The sequence below is a fragment of the Mycobacterium sp. P4_H6 genome, assembly GCF_056400845.1.
In genome coordinates this window covers 12,697-29,548 of the sequence record NZ_JBFUKN010000051.1, presented here as the reverse complement: position 1 = coordinate 29,548, position 16,852 = coordinate 12,697, and the positions used below count along the sequence as shown (strand labels likewise).

Sequence of the window (16,852 nt, the reverse complement as noted above, 5' to 3'; positions counted from 1 at the left end):
CGGTGACCGCGTTCGCGGCGTCGGCAGGACGTCGGGTGGATAGGCCGTTAGTTCGTTTCGGATCAACAGCACGAGCGTCAAGAGACGTCTCGGTTCATTCGCGTCGCACCTCCTCAACGACAATGTCTTCGAAGTCCTCTGGAGCGAACAATCCGGTCCAGCACATGTGTTGATCACCTTTCAGACCGAGTTGTTTGGCCACGTTAGGGGCGCCCACGAAATCGACACTGACCTGCCCATCGGAACGTTGCGACTGGATTGAAACAGAGTGTCCAGCGACTACTCCGGTCACCCGCATATGGACTATTTCGTCGACGGACGTTCTCGGGACTTTGGCCCATGTCTTGTACGTCCGAGTTTCTCGTCGACCGGAGGCCCCTCGCTGAAGAACGTCAGGTATCTCGACTTCGGGATCGGCTTGTAGCGCCACCCAGTCATCGCTGCTGAATGCGATTGGATACCGCTTCGCTCGGTAGACCGCGACCGCCCCGGTTGACGGCACCTCAATGAAGTCGTCCACTTTGGCCGGTTCCGGACCGTACACGGCGAGGACTCCCATGCAAGCTTCGTCGTAGTAGGCGTCGATACAAGATCTGACCCGGCCTAACGGCTTTGCATAGCTCTCCGGCCCGGTCGGAACGAAGGAGACTGGGCCGTCGCACGGCAAGGCCGGACGCGGCGTAGCGAATCTGGTCAGCGCACTCCACTTCTCCGAATCGCCGAGCAGTCCGAATTCATTCGGCGCCTCAGCCGGACCGATCATGCAGCCGATTTCGCCCGCGGCCTCCCACATATAGATCTGGAGCTTGCAGTTCAATCCCCGGAAATAGCAGATTGCGAGATGACGGCCCCCTTCATCAACTCCGTCGAAGACACCATCAAACACGAGGTTGAACTTGGCCAACGTCGCGCCAATTTTACGGTGCACTTCGCCCTCGAATCCTGAAGTCACTGTTACCGTCCCGAGTCGACGGATAATGTCCCAGACAAGAGTTGGCTGTAAGTCAACCGACCAAGTAGATGGAAGCACGCGTCGGATTCAGTCTCCAGGCAGGCAAGGTTGTTTTTCGAACCTCGCTCGTACCAGTAGGTCTCCCACCTGCCATCATCGGCTTGCTCTATACACCAGCAAAATTCCGCGTGCCCGCCTAGCGCCAACACGTCGCCAGCAATCGCAATGGCGTCCAGCGCTTTGGCCAGTTCATTCAGGTCCACGAACATCTCTATTCAGCCATTTGGACTTCATCGTTTTGGTGGAGGCCCGCATGCTCACTCCAGGCGAGCGGGCACAAGCCCACGCCCTAATTCTCTCTGACCGTGAACAACGGTTGCCCAGACGGGTTCAGATACGAGGACTTGACTGCCTCAACGGTCGATGCGAGATAGTAAGAGAGACAAACCAACTCCGCTGTACCGGCTATCCGGCCAGACGTGGTCAGTGCAATTGCCGAGCCCTTGGCATCGACTAGCGCCAGGTTTTCTCGTTCATCAAACGTCGCGGTCCCCAGGCTGTATCCGCCGACCGCGTCATCGGCCGAACGCGGATATTTCAAAACCGGCAATTTGAGTGAACTTCGCAGGGACAAGCCGAACTTTCCGTAGAAGTACAGTTCGATCAAGTGCATGGACTCAGCGGCAAACTCGAGTGTCTCGTCGGACATCCGCTCGGAAGATGTCACGCAGAACCACCCGCTTGCATGGCCGCCGACGAAGTAACGGATCTCGCCGTGGCTAGCCCAGATAACGGTTCTTCCATCGTCGTCCACATTGTCACGCAGAGGGGGCTGCGATCCCTGATTGACCTCGTAGCCAGCCCGAGTTGCCCAGTCCRCCAAGTCATCAGACACCTCTACAACGACAGTCATCGGCGTATCCCTATACTTTTCGCTCAGTTCGCTACAACCCGGCACCGACAAGCGAACTCGGACTATCTCAATGAGTCCTGTACTGCCCTTCACTCAACAACGGCGATCCTTCTTCATCAAGGAAGGCCTGCTCCAGTTCAACGATTGTGAGCTGTAGGTAATGCGACAATGGAACAAGAACCAGCATGCTCAATGTCTTGTCTCGCGCCATCGCTACAGGACCTTCGCCGTCTCGGCTCAGCGTCCGAAAACCATCGGACATCTCGTCGAGGTGATAGCCAGTAGCCAAGTCCGACGATTTGTAGKGCAACCGCAGGAAGGGCAGCGCCGCTTCATCGCGAATTGTCACACCGAACACCTCTACCAAGTGATGCTCCAGAACTTCTCTTGAAGAGGCGCGGAGCATGAAGCGCTCATCCTCGCCGCGGCTCGCAAAGCTGAGTTCCCACCAGCCGTCCTGCCGCTCTCGGACGTAATAGCGATTCTCGCCACCTTCTGAGTACAGAACCAGCGCGTCGGCATCGTCGGTGGAGTGGTACCCCGCACGCTGTGCCCATGCGGTGATTTCGGATGACAATTGAGGAGGTGTCATTGCAGAATCCCTAGTCCCTTCAGACGCGGTATCAGTACCGCGTTGCCGTCAGCGTCGAGAATACGAACCTGCGTGCCTCCGCCGTCGCGACCAAACGCCGGCGCCACTTCTGACACTTCAACCGTCCATCCATCGGGCAGGTCGCCAGACATGCCGAACTGGTGATAAGGCTGCGTCAAGCTGTAGATGGGCAGAGACCTTTGCTCAAATGTTGCAGGAATCCCGTCTGGCATGACGGCTAGATAGTCGCCTTCAAACTTTCCGATCCGGTCGACCTCCAGGTYGCCGTCCGGCGTGCCGAAGTCACGGATAAACGCATCCAATCTGTCGTACACCAGCCTGGTCTCTGGAACCGCGCCTGCATTCGGCGGCCAGTTCTGCCAATGATCGCCATTAGGTCCACTCTTGTTATAGACGGACTCGTATTGATCCTGTGAAAGCGGGCTTCCGTCATCATCTCGGCCCCACGGCGCATCGGGATCAGAGATCAGACCCCGGACCTCCGGCGCGATGACGTCCGGGTAGTCGCCATAGGTCCAATGCTCATCCAACGGGTGGCGCCCATAGTCAACGTCGATCTCGTCGTTGTCTAGACGATGCCACCCGTCGCCACGTAGCGCATCGGAATGGAGCGGGTTCGAATGGCCGCCGACGTCTCCATCCGATGCCGCCGCCTCTGGTGCCGCGCCACTTACACCGGAAGAGTCAGAGGTCCCAGAGTTACCTCCGTCATCCTTCGATTGTCCGCCGCCATCATTCGGCGGATGTCCAGTAGGCGCTTCGTTCGCGGGATCGCTCTGCTTCAGATCAGGTTCGGACAGCGATCCGTCACCGCTGGTGTGGTGCGGTGAACTGTCAGTGTTGGACGATCCACCTGTCGGACTCGATGCCCGATCGTCGGGTGACGGTCCGCCCGACCCACCACCGCTCGCGGAAGACCCGCCACCCGGACCATCCCCGCCGCCCGCGGGACCAGCCCCCGAAGGCGACTGGCTCGGCCCACTCGAACCGGAAGAATCACCAGGCGAGCTCATCGACGGGGACAACGGCGCGCCGCCCGACGGCTTGCTGGGGCCGTCACCACCGCTCGAACTGGGCGAACCACCCGTCGGGACAGGACCGTTGGACGACGGACCCCCGCTGCTGCCGCTCGGACTCGGCGAGCCTCCCGTCGGCGCGGCACCGTTCGACGACGAACTACCCGGCCCAGCACCGCCTCCGGACTGGCTCGGTCCCGAACCGTTGGTTGACGGCCCGGTCGGCGCAGGGCCGCCACCGGAGCCGGACACCGGCGAGGTCGGCGATGTCGGGGTGGGGCTCGACGGACCACCGCCTGGGCTGTTCGGTCCCAGCACCGAGCCTGGAATTCCGGGCGGCGGGGTGAACTCCGGGATGTTGGGCGCGGCAGGCGCATCGGGAAGTTCGGGTGCATCCGGCACCCGGTTGCCACCCAGTCCCGGCAGACGGCCGAGCCCCTCCAGTCCCCCACCGTCGAGCAGACGACGGGTTGCGGCCAGTCCCTTCGCGACCGAACCGCCCTTGGCCAGCGCACCCCCGGGAATGAACAGCGATCCGATGTTGCCGAGAGCCTCACCGACGCCGCGTGCCGGATTGTCGCCGGTGATCTCATCCCAGGCGATGAACTCGCTGCCGGACTGAAGAAGGACGTCGTCGATCATCGTCGGATCCTTGGCGATCATGATCGCGGTGTCCGCCAGGCCCTTCCAGGTGTCGGGATCGGCGAGGGCCACGGTGCCCGAAACGAGGCCGATCACCGCGATCCCTAGGCCCGCCTGCAGGTCGGTGGAGATCTTGACGGCGTCGGCCAGCGCGTTGCCGACATCGTCGCCGAAAGCCCCCACCAGGACGGGTCTTATCCACTTCTGGAAAGAGTCGGCTGCCTCGCCCAGCAAGGTCTGTAGCTCGGAGAGCAACCCGAGGACACCCTGAACCTGATTCTGGAAGTTCTCCAGCACATTGCCGACGTCTTCGGCGATCTCGCGCAGGACCTTGTCACCGTCGCCGCTGAGTAACCCGGTCACGGTGTCCCAGAGGCCGTCGAGCGAAAGCCGGTCCAGCAGGTCGCGGATGGAGTCCTGGGTCTCCTGTACGCCCTTGGCGAAATCGCTTATGGTGGTGGCCATCTGGTCGCCGAAGCTGGCCAGCTTGGTCGCGCCGTCACCCAGATCCTTGAGGGCCTTGTTGATCTGCTCGACCTCGGGGATGTTCTGAGCCCCTGCAGCGGCGGCGGCCCCGGCCAGTGCGGGCTCGAACACTTTCAGACCCCGACCGATGTTGGCCCATTGCGCCGCAGTCAGATTCATCATCGAGGCGTTGCCGGTGGGCCATGTCATTGCGGCCCCGAACAGTGGAATCATGTTCAGGAACGGCTGGATCATCCACCATTTCGACGGCGGAGGAACGATGCTTCCGTTGGGTGCGTAGGGCGCATCGCCCGCCGTGGTCTCCGCCTGCTCACCGCTGACACTGCTCGACGGTCCCGACCCACCGGCGGTCGATGCGGCGTCGGCATTCTTGTAGTTGAAGCCCGTCGCCTCCAGCAGCAGGCCGACGCTCTTGAAGGCGTTGGCCAGCTGCGCCAGTTGCTTCCCGAATTCGTCGGCCTGGCGGCCGTAGGAGATCCCGAAGTTCAGGCCCGCCGGATCCGTGCCGGACGCGATGCCGTCAGACAGTGTCTGCCCCATGGCGTCCGACAGCGCACCGAGTTGGGCGCCAAGAGAGCCGACCTGTTTCCCCGCATCGATGAGCGCCTGCGGTTCTACTTCAATCCGCACGCGATCAGCCCGCCCACATCTTCTCGTTCTTGTCCACGGCGTCGGTGTAGTTCTTGTGCGCGTTTTCGGCGACCTTGCGCAGCGCCTCCAACGACGTCCTCATCTGCTCGGCGCCGTCCTCCCACTGCTGCTGGGACTGCTGCTGAGTTTCGGACGCCTGACCCTCCCAGTTGGCACGCAGAGCGGCCATCGCCCGATCGATCTCCTCCAGCACCTCGTCCACCTCGCGGCCGAACTGCGCCATGTGATCGATGGCACCCTGCAGCTGCGGAAAATCCACCACCAGCTTCGTCATCAGAGGCTCCTACCTGGTGTTGCCTCCGGCCCGRACGTCCCGGCACCCTCGCGGAGTGTCTCGACCGGCGCCGGGCCCGCCGGCGCCTCGCCGCCTTCCGCACCTGCGGGTGCCTCAGCGGGCTCCGCCGCGGACTCGGTCTCCTGAGCTTCCTGTGCCTGCTCGGCCTCCGCGGCGGCCGCTTCGGCCTGTTGCGCCACCTGGGTGGCCAGCTGCACCGCTTGCTGGGCGGCCCCGGCCGCCATCGTCCCGGCCTGCATCAACCCGCCGGCGATCTGACCGGCGAACTGCGCGGGGATACCGGCCGCCTGCGACATCGGTGCCATCGCCTGGCCCAGATTCATCTGATCCGCCAGACCGGACGGTGAGCCGGTCGAACCGCCGGTCTGACCGCCGGCGGCGTTCTGCTCGGCACCGGAATCCCCCGCGGCGGGAGCGGTTGCTCCTGCCGGGGCGCCGCCGCCGGACGGGCTACCACTTCCCCCACCCGTGCCCGATCCGGAGCCGCCACCGCCCTGCATGGTCGACCCGAGCGCGCCGCCGGCCTGCTCATCGGCTGTCTCGTAGTTCTGGGCCGCCGCTTGCAGGGCATCCGACATGGTCTGCAGTGCCCGCACCACCTGGCCCGCGCCGTTGTGCCACTGCTCCCAGTACTTGTCGAAGGCCGTCGCCGCCTCGCCCTTCCAGCCGGACGCGAGCAGGTTGCTGGTCTCCAGGTCGACCGACGAARGCCCATCCTGCAGACGCTGTCCCGCGCCCCGCAAACGGTCCGCTGCCAGGTGCAGCTCCGAGGTGACAACCTCGACCGACTCGCCCATCCGACCCCCGAATTCGTAGCTTCTCTAGCACCCTAAGCCGGGTTCGGGACCCCGACTTGCACCAATTCTGGGCGGCCGTTTTGGCCTTGAACCCACCCGGAGTACAGTTGCCTGCGTGCAGCGGGTGCTCCTTCTCGGACGCCGCGACGGGGTCTGATCCAGACTGGCCTCCCGTCGCGGGTATTCGCGATGCGCCGGTCTGAATCCCCCAATAGACCCGGAGCCAACATCATGACCACCCCAGATATCTCATCTGACGCCTTCTCCTCCGTCCGCGCGATCAGCACCCCGGCCGGACCCCGCAACCCCGGCCAGCCCTCGTGGAACACCCAGCGCGCATCCTCGATGCCGGTGAATCGGTACCGCACCTTCGCCGAAGAGGTCGAGAACGTCACCCTGACCGATCGCACCTGGCCCGACAAGGTCATCGACACCGCCCCGCAGTGGTGCGCGGTGGACCTGCGCGACGGCAACCAGGCCCTGATCGACCCGATGAGCCCCGCGCGCAAGCGCCGCATGTTCGACCTGCTGGTCCGGATGGGCTATAAGGAAATCGAGGTCGGCTTCCCGTCGGCCAGCCAGACCGATTTCGACTTTGTCCGCGAGATCATCGAGCAGGGCGCCATCCCCGACGACGTGACCATCCAGGTGCTGACCCAGTGCCGACCCGAGCTGATCGCGAAGACCTTCGAGGCGTGCGCGGGCGCACCCCAGGCGATCGTGCACTTCTACAACTCGACCTCCATCCTGCAGCGCCGGGTGGTCTTCCGCGCCGATCGCGAAGCGGTGAAGAAGATCGCGACCGATGGCGCCACCATGTGCGTCGAGGAAGCCAAGAAGTACCCGGACACCAAGTGGCGCTACGAGTACAGCCCGGAGTCCTACACGGGTACCGAGCTGGAATACGCGGTGGACGTCTGCAATGCCGTTGCCGAGATCGTGCAGCCGACTCCCGACGTACCGCTGATCGTCAACCTGCCGGCCACCGTCGAGATGGCCACCCCGAACGTGTACGCCGATTCCATCGAATGGATGAACCGGCATCTGGCACCGCGGGACAGCATCATCTTGAGCCTGCACCCGCACAATGACCGTGGAACTGCCGTCGCTGCAGCCGAATTGGGCTATCAGGCCGGGGCGGACCGCATCGAGGGCTGCCTATTCGGCAACGGTGAGCGCACCGGCAATGTCTGTCTGGTGACGCTGGGCCTGAACCTGTTCAGCCGTGGCGTCGACCCGCAGATCGACTTCTCCAACATCGACGAGATCCGCCGAACCGTCGAGTACTGCAACCAGCTGCCCGTGCACGAACGCCACCCCTACGGTGGCGATCTGGTGTACACCGCGTTCTCCGGCAGCCACCAGGACGCCATCAACAAGGGCCTGGATGCGATGAAAGTCGCTGCCGACGAAGCGGATTCCGACGTTGACGACATCCTGTGGCAGGTGCCCTACCTGCCGATCGACCCCAAGGATGTCGGGCGCACCTATGAGGCCGTCATCCGGGTGAACTCGCAGTCCGGCAAGGGCGGGGTCGCCTACATCATCAAGGCCGATCACGGTCTGGCGCTGCCGCGGCGGCTGCAGATCGAGTTCAGCCAGGCCATCCAGCAGATCACCGACGGCGAGGGCGGCGAAGTGTCGCCCAAGGAGATCTGGGACGTCTTCTCCGAGGAGTACCTGAAGCCGATCGTTCCGCTGGAGCGGATTCGGCAGAAGGTCGATGCGGCCGAGGAAGACGGCGGCACCGACACCATCACCGCAGTGGTGAAGGTCAACGGTGAGGAACGCGAGATCGTCGGTGCCGGTAACGGTCCGCTGGCCGCGTTCGTGGACGCGATCGGCGCGGTCGGCTTCCAGGTGAACGTGCTGGACTACTCCGAGCACGCACTGTCGGCCGGCGAGGAGGCGCAGGCCGCGGCTTACGTCGAGGCCTCCATCGGCGGCAAGACGGTGTGGGGTGTCGGTATCGCCACGTCCATCACCACCGCCTCGCTGCGCGCTGTGGTCTCCGCAGTGAACCGCGCGGCGCGGTAGAAGCCCGCCTTCCCCGCGAACCGAAGCTGCCGGGTGCCGAGTTCGGCCACCTCGAAACCGATGCTGCACAACAGTTCCGGTAGACCGTCATCGTGCACGTCAACGATGTGCATGCTGCCGCCCGGACGGAGCACCCGGTAAGCCTCGCGCAGTGCCTCGGCCTTCACGTCGCGGTCGAGGTGATGCAGCATCATCGAGCTCAGGACCCGATCGAACGATTCGTCGGCGTAGGGCAGCCGTTGCGCGTAGACCTGCTCGAAACGAACGTCGGCGGTTCGAGCGATCTTTCGCCGGCCCCGCGCCAGCGCCCGGGGGTCCGGGTCGGTGGCGGTCACGTGCGCGGTGGGCTGCAGCCGCATGATCCTCGTGGTGAGGTTGCCGGTACCACAGCCGATTTCGAGGACCTTCACCTCACCGAACAGTTCGGCCTGCCCGGCCAGCGTGTCATAGCCCGGCGACATACCGAACACCCGGGTCATCAGGTCGTAGAGGGGCAGCAGCAGGTCGTTGCCGGTGGCGGGAAGGTAATCGTGCGTGTTGCCCATCCGCGCGGTGATGAAATGTGGATGATCTTTCGTCATGCCTACCATCGTCTAACCAGCGACGGCAGATGTGTTGACCGATCTTCGGCGCAACTAGGACTATCTTTGGTAGATGGCAGCACCGGCCCGACTCGCCCGCCACCGCGACGGCGTACCGGTCTACGCCTACGCCGTCGGACTCGACACGCCACCGGTATCGCTGATCCGTCTGCGGGCCGGAGAACTGCCCGAGTCCCGGCCGCATATCCACGACTTCCCAGCACTGACCTACTTCCCGGCTTGCGGCACCGTGTTCGTCGCGGCCGCCGGCGAAGCGGTCGACCCCACCCGGGTGGGCTCCCGGTCCGACGCGACCGGGGTCTTCTTCGACCCCGCCGCACTCGGTGCCGGCGCCCGCTCACCCTGGCCGACCTGGCGAGCCCACCCGCTGTTGTTCCCGTTCCAGCATGAGCACCGCGGCGGCATGCTCGAACTGCAGGTGCCTGTCGACCGAAGACCGTTCTGGGACAATGCCATCGAGTCGATCAGCACCGAACTCGGCACCCGCCGGGACGGCTACCGCCAGGCGGCACTGGCACATCTGACCCTGCTGCTGATTGACCTGGCYCGCCTCGCCGACGACGTCGTCGACGATCTGGCTGTGCGCGGCACGTCGGTGGTCGCTGAGGTCCTTGCTGTGATCGAGCGTCGTCTCGCCGAACCACTGTCGCTGCGCGAGGTGGCCGATGAACTCGGCCTCACTCCCGGCCACCTGACCACCGTGGTGCGCCGACGCACCGGGCGCACGGTCGGGGACTGGATCCTCGACCGCAGGATGTCCGAGGCGCGGGTGCTGCTCGCCGAGACGGACCTGCCGATCTCAGAGGTCGCGCGCCGCGTCGGGGTCCCCGACCCCGGGTACTTCGCGCGACTGTTCGGCAGGGAACATGGTGTGACGCCGCGCCGTTGGCGGGCCGGCGTCAGAACAGTGTGAACTGGTCGCCGTCCCCGGTGGTGTCGGTGAACTCCTCGACATCGGTGCCACCGACGGCCTGCCCGATGAGCGCCATGAACTCGGCATCGCCCATCAGCGGGATGCCCTGCTCGACCGCCTGATAGCCCTTGCCCTGTTCTGGTGCGGGGTCATTGCACACCACCAGGGAGGTCTGCTGATCGACGTTCTCCGCATAGGCCAGGCCGGCATCGATGATCCGCTCGATGACCTCTTCGTGGGTGTGCGTCATCTCCGCCGAGAGCGCGATGCGCATGCCCTGTACCAGGGGGCGTCCGGCGACGTAGAGCCCCGGGTTCAGGTGGTCGCAGGGCATCCGTGCCGCCAGCACCTTCAGCGGACGCAGCTCGTCGTGGGTGATCTGACCGTTGGGCCAGATCCGGCGGCTCACCGAGCGGATCGGCAGCCACGATTTGCGCTCCCGCGCCTGCACCAGCGCGGGCTTGAGGATCTGTGCGAGCACCAGGGCATCGTCGAGCGCATCGTGTGGGCGCAGCTGGGTGGCCCCCCAGTGCCGGGCCAACGTCTCCAGACGCAGGTTCTCGGTACCCAGATTGAGCCTGCGGGCCAGTTCGACCGTGCACATGACGGTGTCGACCGGCAGTTGGGCGCCGACGAGTTCGGCCTCGGCGGCCAGGAACGCGTAGTCGAACGCGACATTGTGCGCGACCAGCGTCCGGCCGTGCAGCACCTCCATGAGCTGCGCTGCGATATCGCCGAACGTGGGCTGGCCCTCCAGCATCTCGGCGGTCAGGCCGTGCACATGGGTGGGGCCGGGGTCGACGCCGGGGTTCAGCAGGGAGGAGACGCTGTGCTCGACGCTGCCGTCGTCACCGACAGCCAGTGCGGCAACGCTGACGACACGAGCCTGGCCCGGCCGGAACCCGGTCGTCTCCACATCCACGACGGCCCACCCGGCGCCCGCGTCGGCCGCCGGTCGGCCCCAGCACTGGCTCATAACCCGAGGATGGCACGGTGGTCTGACAACACCGGATCGCAGCGGCGCGTGTCGGCCGCCGAATTTCACCGGGTGAAGACGCCGGCCGCCACCGCAGCCAGCGTGGCAGCGGCTGCGCGATCGGCATCGGCCCGGCGCAGTGGTGCCGTATCGGTCAGTAGGCGGTAGTACAAGGGCGCGGACAACTGCCGGATCACCTCGGCAGGGTCGGTTCCCGCCGGCGCCTGGCCGCGAGTGACGGCATCCGTGACGATCGGTGCCATCTCCTCGACGCGGATCCGATAGAACCCCGCCAGCGCCTCCGCAGTGCGGACATCGCAGGTCCCGGCCGCAAGGATCGCCTTGAACAGGCTGCCCTGTCGACGGTCGGCCAGGGTCCGTTGGATGAGCCTGGCCACGCTCAGCAGATCCTCTTGGAGACTTCCCGTGTCGGGGCGGCGCTGCGAGGTTTCGGCCATGTCCACGAGCAGATCGTCGACGATGGCGCTCACTGTCCCCCAGCGCCGGTACACGGTGGACTTACCCACGCCCGCCCGCTCGGCCACCGCGGTCAACTCCAGTGCCACCAGGCCCGACTCGATGAGTAGATCTGCGGCAGCGGTCAGCACGGCCGCGCGTACCGCTGCTGTCCGCCCGCCGGGCCGCGTCGTCACTCCTCGATCTTAACGGGACGGGAGTGTCTTTAAAGCCCATCTGATGCTAGCGTTCCTTAACAGGAACATCGTCCCCTTAAGGAGTGGATATGGAATACCGGAACGTCGGTGCATCAGGTCTGGTCGTATCCGAGTTGGCTTTCGGCGCTGCCACCTTCGGCGCGAGCGGCGAGTTCTTCGGCGCCTGGGCCGGTACCGACCTGCAGGAGGCCCGCACCATGGTGGACATGTGCCTGGACGCCGGGGTGACCCTGTTCGACACGGCCGACGTCTATTCCGACGGTGCCTCCGAGTCGGTACTCGGGGCCGCCTTGGAGGGGCGCCGCGATTCTGTACTCATCTCGACGAAGGCGGCGCTCCCCACCGGGGCGGGCCCGGACGACGCGGGCACCTCGCGGCGGCGCCTCATCACCGCCGTCGAGAAGGCGCTGCGCCGATTGCGCACCGATCGCATCGACCTGTTCCAGCTGCACGCCTACGACCGCGCGACGCCGATCGGGGAAGTAGCGCAGACACTCGATACCCTTGTGACACAGGGCAAGATCCGCTACACCGGAGTATCCAACTTCGCGGGGTGGCAGCTGATGAAATCCCTGTCGGCCGCCGACGCCTTCGGGCGCGTGCGGTTCGTGGCACATCAGGTGTACTACTCGCTGATCGGCCGGGACTACGAGTGGGACCTCATGCCGCTCGGCCTCGACCAGGGCGTCGGCGCGATCGTGTGGAGCCCGCTGGGTTGGGGGCGGCTGACGGGGCGGATCAGGCGCGGCACCGAACTGCCGGCCGTGAGCCGACTGCATGCGACCGCGGCCGCCGGACCGCCGGTCGACGACGATGTGCTCTTCGCCGTCGTCGACGAGCTCGCAGTCATCGCCGAGGAGACCGGCCGATCGATTCCGCAGATCGCCCTCAACTGGTTGCTGCGCAGGCAGACCGTCGCGTCGGTGATTGTCGGCGCCCGCAACCCCGCTCAGCTGAGCGACAACCTGGGTGCCGTGGGCTGGTCTTTGAGCGAGGAGCAGGTGGCCAGGCTCGATGCCGTCAGCGCCCCGGTGCCGCCCTATCCGCACTTCCCCTACGTACGCCAGGCCGGGTTCGCGCAGCTGAACCCGCCGCTGTACGCCTGAGCAAGCTCGACGCGGTGGCGGACCCGGCAAGCAGCACCGGATCGCGGCACCGCGTGTCGGGCCCCTAAAATTCGCAGGATGGTCACTCCTCGAGGGCGGCTGGCGCTGGGCGCCGGGGCCGCCGCACGCTGGGCCTCCCGGGTGACCGGCCGTGGCGCCGGGGCGATGATCGGCGGTCTGGTGGCGATGTCGATCGACAAATCGATCCTGGGCCAGCTCGGCAAGAACCGACGCGCGGTGGTCGTGACCGGCACGAACGGTAAATCGACGACCACCAGGATGACGGCGGCGGCGCTGGCCACGCTGGGCCCGGTGGCCACCAATGCCGAGGGCGCCAATATGGACGCCGGGCTGGTGGCCGCGCTGGCAGGTGCCCGCCAGGCCGAGCTCGCCGCCCTGGAAGTCGACGAGATGCACGTCCCGCACGTCAGCGACGCCGTGTCGCCGGAGGTGGTCGTGCTGCTGAATCTGTCTCGCGATCAGCTCGATCGCGTCGGTGAAATCAATCACATCGAGCGCACGCTGCGCGCCGGGCTGGCCCGCCATCCCGACGCGGTGGTGATCGCCAACTGCGATGACGTCCTGATGACCTCGGCGGCCTACGACTGCCCGAACGTGGTGTGGGTGGCGGCCGGGGGCAGCTGGGCCGGGGACTCGGTGAGCTGTCCGCGCTCCGGAGAGATCATCGTCCGCGACGGTAACCACTGGTACTCCACCGGCACAGATTTCAAGCGACCCACGCCGCAGTGGACCTACGACGACACCGATATCCATGGCCCCGAGGGCTTCACGCTGCCGATGACGCTCGCACTGCCGGGCGCGGTCAACCGCGGGAACGCCACCCAGGCCGTCGCCGCGGCGGTGGCCCTGGGCGCCGACCCGGCCGAGGCGGTGGCCGCCGTGTCGACCGTCGATGAGGTCGCGGGCCGGTACCGGACCGTCAAGGTCGGTGACCACACCGCGCGTCTGCTGCTGGCCAAGAATCCCGCCGGCTGGCAGGAGGCTTTGTCGATGATCGACAAAGACGCTGCGGGAGTGGTCATCTCGGTGAACGGCCAGGTCCCCGACGGGGAGGATCTGTCCTGGTTGTGGGATGTCCGGTTCGAGCATTTCGAGCGCACCCAGGTGGTGGCGGCAGGTGAGCGCGGTACCGACCTGGCGGTGCGCCTCGGTTATGCCGGTGTGGAGCACACTCTGGTGCATGACACCCTCGCCGCGATCGCGTCCTGCCCGCCCGGACATGTCGAGGTGATCGCCAACTACACGGCCTTCCTGCAACTGAACCGGAAGGTCTCATGACCGTCCGGATCGGGCTGGTGCTGCCCGACGTGATGGGCACCTACGGTGACAGCGGCAACGCGGTCGTGCTGCGACAACGCCTGCTGCTACGCGGGATCGACGCCGAGATCGTGGAGATCACGCTGGCCCACCCGGTGCCCGACTCGCTGGACATCTACACGCTGGGCGGCGCTGAGGACTACGCCCAGCGGCTGGCGACCAAGCACCTGATCCGCTACCCGGGCCTGCAGCGCGCCGCCGTGCGCGGAGCCCCGGTGCTCGCGATCTGCGCAGCCATCCAGGTGCTCGGGCACTGGTATGAGACCTCGGCCGGTGAACGCGTCGACGGTGTCGGTCTGCTCGATGTCACCACCGCACCGCAGGAGAGCCGCACCATCGGGGAGGTGTCGGCGAAGCCGCTGCTGAGCGGTCTCACCCAGCCCCTGACCGGCTTCGAAAATCACCGGGGCGGAACGGTTCTCGGACATGACGCCGCGCCACTGAGCGCGGTCACCAAGGGCGCGGGCAACCGCGCGGGTGACGGTTATGACGGCGCGGTACAGGGCAGTGTGCTGGCGACCTATCTGCACGGGCCGTGCCTGGCGCGCAATCCGGAACTGGCCGACCATCTGCTCACCCAGGTCGTCGGTGAGCTTCCGGCGCTGCAGCTGACCGAGGTGGATCTGCTGCGCTCCGAGCGATTGGCGGCGCCGCGCCGGGTCTAGCCTGCGACCAGCGCCCGCAACCGGTCACGCACACCGTCGAGCTCGGCGCGGGCACCCCTGATGCGGCGGCTGACGGCCTCCGGATCGGCGAACATCTCCGCGAGGTAGCTCTTGATGGCACCCGGATCCTGCGAAGGCAGGTCGAACCCTCCGGGTTTGAGCATCCGGACGGCCTTCTCAGTGGTCCAGTTCGACAGGGCCAGCGGTATCGCACCCTCGGTCGCGGCGATGATCAGGGCGTGCAACCGGTCGCTGACCACGATCGCGGAATCCCGGTACATGGTGCGCATCAAGGTTTCCCACTCGCCGTGGGTCTCGTCGCGCATCAGGATGGCCGGCGTTCCGGGATGCAGGATCTCGGCCAGCTTCTCCATGGTCTCGCGGTCGCGGCGCACCTGGCTGTACACCTGGATCCGCAGCCCGTGCATATGGGCGATCTCCCGGATCAGCGCGATCTTGTCCTCGGTCAGGACATCGCGGTCCGAGCGCATGGTCACCGCCAGCACCTTGCGCTCCGACGGGGCCGGGCCCAGACCGCCGGACGGATCGGGCCCCTCTCCGAAGGCCCAGTCCGGAGCGACATCGCCGACCTGGAATGAGTTGCGGGTGTTGGCATCTCGCCACGCCACCACCGGCATATTGCGCCGCGCGATCCGCTCCAGTGGCGGCACGTCGACCTCTTCGCGGACCACGCGGGACCCGCCTTCTGATTTCTTGCCGACCGACGCCATCCGGACCCCGGCACCGACCTGGACCATGGCTCCGCCGCGACTCTTGGCTCCGAGCGCCCCGATGAGGGTCCACCAACCCCAGTAGCGCCGGAAGCGCTCGGGCATGAGGATCTCACCGGTCGGCATGACCAGGATCGTGCGGGCCGCGGCGGAACTGCCCAGCGCCCGGACCAGCCAGCCGGCCGCCGTGTCGTATTGCTTCTCGCTGCCGTCGAGCCCGATCGCGGTCACATAGTCATCGGAGTTGGGATCGAAGTCCTTGCGGCCCACATGTACGTGCAGTTGCGCGCCGTCGATGTTCTGGAAGGTGCGGAGTTGGCCGCGCCGCAGGATCGAATCGCCGATGTTGTCACTCTGCCCCCAAGTCGAAAGGAAGACGCGAGTCACCTTCACCGCCCTTCAGAAAACTTTGYGCCGTCAAGCAAAAACAGCAAACCTCCCGTCATCCGGGAGGCAGTATACAAATTGACGACTATGTCATCTAGACCATAGCGCGGCGGCCCGCGAGCGCACGTCCTAACGTCAATTCGTCGGCAAACTCCAGGTCACCGCCCATGGGCAGACCCGACGCGATGYGGCTGACGGTCAATCCGGGGATATCTCGCAGCATCCGCATGAGGTATGTGGCGGTCGCTTCACCCTCGGTGTTGGGGTCGGTAGCAATGATGACCTCGGCAACGTCGACACCGTCGACCCGTTCGCCGATCCGGTTCAGGAGTTCACGGATGCGCAGTTGGTCCGGGCCCACCCCGGACAGCGGATCCAGGGCCCCACCCAGCACGTGGTACCGGCCGCGGAACTCGCGGGTGCGTTCCACCGCCTGGATGTCCTTGGGTTCCTCGACGACGCACACCAGGGAGGCGTCGCGGCGGGCGTCCTTGCAGATCCGGCAGCGTTCCTCGTCGGAGACGTTGCCGCACACCGCGCAGAACGTGACACCGTCGCGGATCCGGCCGAGCACCGCGGTCAGCCGGTCGATATCGGGTGGCTCCACCGACAGCAGATGGAACGCGATGCGCTGGGCGCTCTTGGGCCCGATACCCGGCAGCTTGCCGAGCTCGTCGATCAGATCCTGTACCGGTCCCTCGAACAATTCAGGTACCCGGCAGTCCGAAACCACCCAGGCCGCCGGCCAACGGCCCGAGGCGGGTCTGGGCGAGGATGGTGACCTGCTTGGCGGCATCGGCGAGCGCACCGACGATGAGGTCCTGCAGCGTCTCGGGATCGGACGGGTCGATCACCTTCGGGTCGATGGCCACCGCTATGACCTCACCGCTGCCCTTCATGGTGACCTGCACCAGGCCGCCACCGCCCTGACCGTGCACCTCGGAGTTCGCCAGCGCCTCTTGCGCCTCCATCAGCTGCTGCTGCACCTGCTGCGCCTGCGCGAGCAGCGCGGACATATCGGGCTGACCACCACCGGGTTGCATGACTGTCCCCTCTTG

17 protein-coding genes are annotated in these 16,852 nt (G+C 65.8%); 5 read left to right on the top strand and 12 right to left on the bottom strand.

The window, feature by feature from the left end:
* Window positions 1-94: 94 nt before the first annotated feature.
* The 6 genes from AC1DTF_RS20335 to AC1DTF_RS20310 form a co-directional block, all read right to left on the bottom strand.
* On the bottom strand, window positions 95-952 hold the full coding sequence (locus AC1DTF_RS20335; RefSeq protein ID WP_477475366.1) for a hypothetical protein: 858 nt from the start codon (window positions 950-952) through the stop codon (window positions 95-97).
* 349 nt (window positions 953-1,301) lie between these two features.
* Window positions 1,302-1,865, bottom strand: coding sequence for an Imm61 family immunity protein (locus tag AC1DTF_RS20330; protein WP_477475365.1), 564 nt, complete (start codon window positions 1,863-1,865; stop codon window positions 1,302-1,304).
* Window positions 1,866-1,932: 67 nt separating this feature from the next.
* Window positions 1,933-2,457: an Imm61 family immunity protein gene (locus AC1DTF_RS20325; protein WP_477475364.1), complete on the bottom strand. Its 525-nt coding sequence runs from the start codon at window positions 2,455-2,457 to the stop codon at window positions 1,933-1,935.
* Window positions 2,454-5,252 (bottom strand): glycohydrolase toxin TNT-related protein, encoded by a 2,799-nt coding sequence (locus AC1DTF_RS20320; protein WP_477475363.1) that lies wholly within the window; start codon window positions 5,250-5,252, stop codon window positions 2,454-2,456. Before AC1DTF_RS20320 ends, AC1DTF_RS20325 begins: the two co-directional genes overlap by 4 nt.
* Window positions 5,253-5,256: 4 nt before the next feature.
* On the bottom strand, window positions 5,257-5,547 hold the full coding sequence (locus tag AC1DTF_RS20315; RefSeq protein WP_477475362.1) for a WXG100 family type VII secretion target: 291 nt from the start codon (window positions 5,545-5,547) through the stop codon (window positions 5,257-5,259).
* The gene (locus AC1DTF_RS20310; protein ID WP_477475361.1) at window positions 5,547-6,365 is read right to left on the bottom strand and encodes a WXG100 family type VII secretion target; all 819 of its coding nucleotides are present in this window, start codon (window positions 6,363-6,365) and stop codon (window positions 5,547-5,549) included. Before AC1DTF_RS20310 ends, AC1DTF_RS20315 begins: the two co-directional genes overlap by 1 nt.
* 231 nt (window positions 6,366-6,596) lie before the next feature.
* Here AC1DTF_RS20310 and leuA point away from each other — a divergent pair, with 231 nt between their 5' ends.
* Complete coding sequence (leuA, locus tag AC1DTF_RS20305) at window positions 6,597-8,402, top strand: 2-isopropylmalate synthase (RefSeq protein WP_057171041.1); 1,806 nt, start codon at window positions 6,597-6,599, stop codon at window positions 8,400-8,402.
* Here the strand turns inward: leuA and AC1DTF_RS20300 are convergent.
* Window positions 8,288-8,983, bottom strand: a complete 696-nt coding sequence (locus AC1DTF_RS20300; protein ID WP_082614575.1) for a class I SAM-dependent methyltransferase — start codon at window positions 8,981-8,983, stop codon at window positions 8,288-8,290. The genes leuA and AC1DTF_RS20300 overlap by 115 nt on opposite strands.
* A gap of 73 nt (window positions 8,984-9,056) precedes the next feature.
* Here AC1DTF_RS20300 and AC1DTF_RS20295 point away from each other — a divergent pair, with 73 nt between their 5' ends.
* Window positions 9,057-9,917 carry a helix-turn-helix transcriptional regulator gene (locus AC1DTF_RS20295; protein WP_057171042.1) on the top strand — a complete coding sequence of 287 codons (861 nt, stop codon included), beginning with the start codon at window positions 9,057-9,059 and terminating at the stop codon, window positions 9,915-9,917.
* Here the strand turns inward: AC1DTF_RS20295 and AC1DTF_RS20290 are convergent.
* Together AC1DTF_RS20290 and AC1DTF_RS20285 are read right to left on the bottom strand one after the other, a co-directional pair.
* Window positions 9,904-10,893, bottom strand: a complete 990-nt coding sequence (locus tag AC1DTF_RS20290) for a DEDDh family exonuclease (RefSeq protein ID WP_057171043.1) — start codon at window positions 10,891-10,893, stop codon at window positions 9,904-9,906. The genes AC1DTF_RS20295 and AC1DTF_RS20290 overlap by 14 nt on opposite strands.
* Window positions 10,894-10,958: 65 nt before the next feature.
* Window positions 10,959-11,546, bottom strand: coding sequence for a TetR/AcrR family transcriptional regulator (locus AC1DTF_RS20285; protein WP_057171044.1), 588 nt, complete (start codon window positions 11,544-11,546; stop codon window positions 10,959-10,961).
* An 89-nt stretch (window positions 11,547-11,635) separates the two neighbouring features.
* On the opposite strand from AC1DTF_RS20285, the gene AC1DTF_RS20280 reads away from it, so the two are divergent.
* From AC1DTF_RS20280 to AC1DTF_RS20270, 3 genes are all read left to right on the top strand, one after another.
* Window positions 11,636-12,673: an aldo/keto reductase gene (locus AC1DTF_RS20280; protein WP_477475360.1), complete on the top strand. Its 1,038-nt coding sequence runs from the start codon at window positions 11,636-11,638 to the stop codon at window positions 12,671-12,673.
* 78 nt (window positions 12,674-12,751) lie between these two features.
* The gene (locus AC1DTF_RS20275) at window positions 12,752-13,972 is read left to right on the top strand and encodes a MurT ligase domain-containing protein (RefSeq protein WP_477475359.1); all 1,221 of its coding nucleotides are present in this window, start codon (window positions 12,752-12,754) and stop codon (window positions 13,970-13,972) included.
* Window positions 13,969-14,676: a type 1 glutamine amidotransferase gene (locus tag AC1DTF_RS20270; RefSeq protein ID WP_477475358.1), complete on the top strand. Its 708-nt coding sequence runs from the start codon at window positions 13,969-13,971 to the stop codon at window positions 14,674-14,676. The genes AC1DTF_RS20275 and AC1DTF_RS20270 overlap by 4 nt, the downstream gene beginning before the upstream one ends.
* On the opposite strand, the gene AC1DTF_RS20265 is transcribed toward AC1DTF_RS20270, so the two are convergent.
* The 3 genes from AC1DTF_RS20265 to AC1DTF_RS20255 form a co-directional block, all read right to left on the bottom strand.
* A complete protein-coding gene (locus tag AC1DTF_RS20265) occupies window positions 14,673-15,794 on the bottom strand; it encodes a hypothetical protein (RefSeq protein WP_477475357.1) in 1,122 nt (373 codons plus the stop codon). The genes AC1DTF_RS20270 and AC1DTF_RS20265 overlap by 4 nt on opposite strands.
* A 94-nt stretch (window positions 15,795-15,888) precedes the next feature.
* Complete coding sequence (gene recR / locus AC1DTF_RS20260) at window positions 15,889-16,500, bottom strand: recombination mediator RecR (protein WP_477475356.1); 612 nt, start codon at window positions 16,498-16,500, stop codon at window positions 15,889-15,891.
* A 1-nt stretch (window position 16,501) separates the two neighbouring features.
* Complete coding sequence (locus AC1DTF_RS20255; RefSeq protein ID WP_057171050.1) at window positions 16,502-16,837, bottom strand: YbaB/EbfC family nucleoid-associated protein; 336 nt, start codon at window positions 16,835-16,837, stop codon at window positions 16,502-16,504.
* Window positions 16,838-16,852 lie beyond the last annotated feature (15 nt).

Bases quoted from the DNA above. Each gene is read 5' to 3' on its own strand.
- AC1DTF_RS20315 (WP_477475362.1), bottom strand. From the start codon at position 5,547: ATGACGAAGCTGGTGGTGGATTTTCCGCAGCTGCAGGGTGCCATCGAT.
- leuA (WP_057171041.1), top strand. From the start codon at position 6,597: ATGACCACCCCAGATATCTCATCTGACGCCTTCTCCTCCGTCCGCGCG.
- AC1DTF_RS20300 (WP_082614575.1), bottom strand. From the start codon at position 8,983: ATGACGAAAGATCATCCACATTTCATCACCGCGCGGATGGGCAACACG.
- AC1DTF_RS20290 (WP_057171043.1), bottom strand. From the start codon at position 10,893: ATGAGCCAGTGCTGGGGCCGACCGGCGGCCGACGCGGGCGCCGGGTGG.
- AC1DTF_RS20280 (WP_477475360.1), top strand. From the start codon at position 11,636: ATGGAATACCGGAACGTCGGTGCATCAGGTCTGGTCGTATCCGAGTTG.
- AC1DTF_RS20275 (WP_477475359.1), top strand. From the start codon at position 12,752: ATGGTCACTCCTCGAGGGCGGCTGGCGCTGGGCGCCGGGGCCGCCGCA.
- AC1DTF_RS20270 (WP_477475358.1), top strand. From the start codon at position 13,969: ATGACCGTCCGGATCGGGCTGGTGCTGCCCGACGTGATGGGCACCTAC.
- AC1DTF_RS20255 (WP_057171050.1), bottom strand. From the start codon at position 16,837: ATGCAACCCGGTGGTGGTCAGCCCGATATGTCCGCGCTGCTCGCGCAG.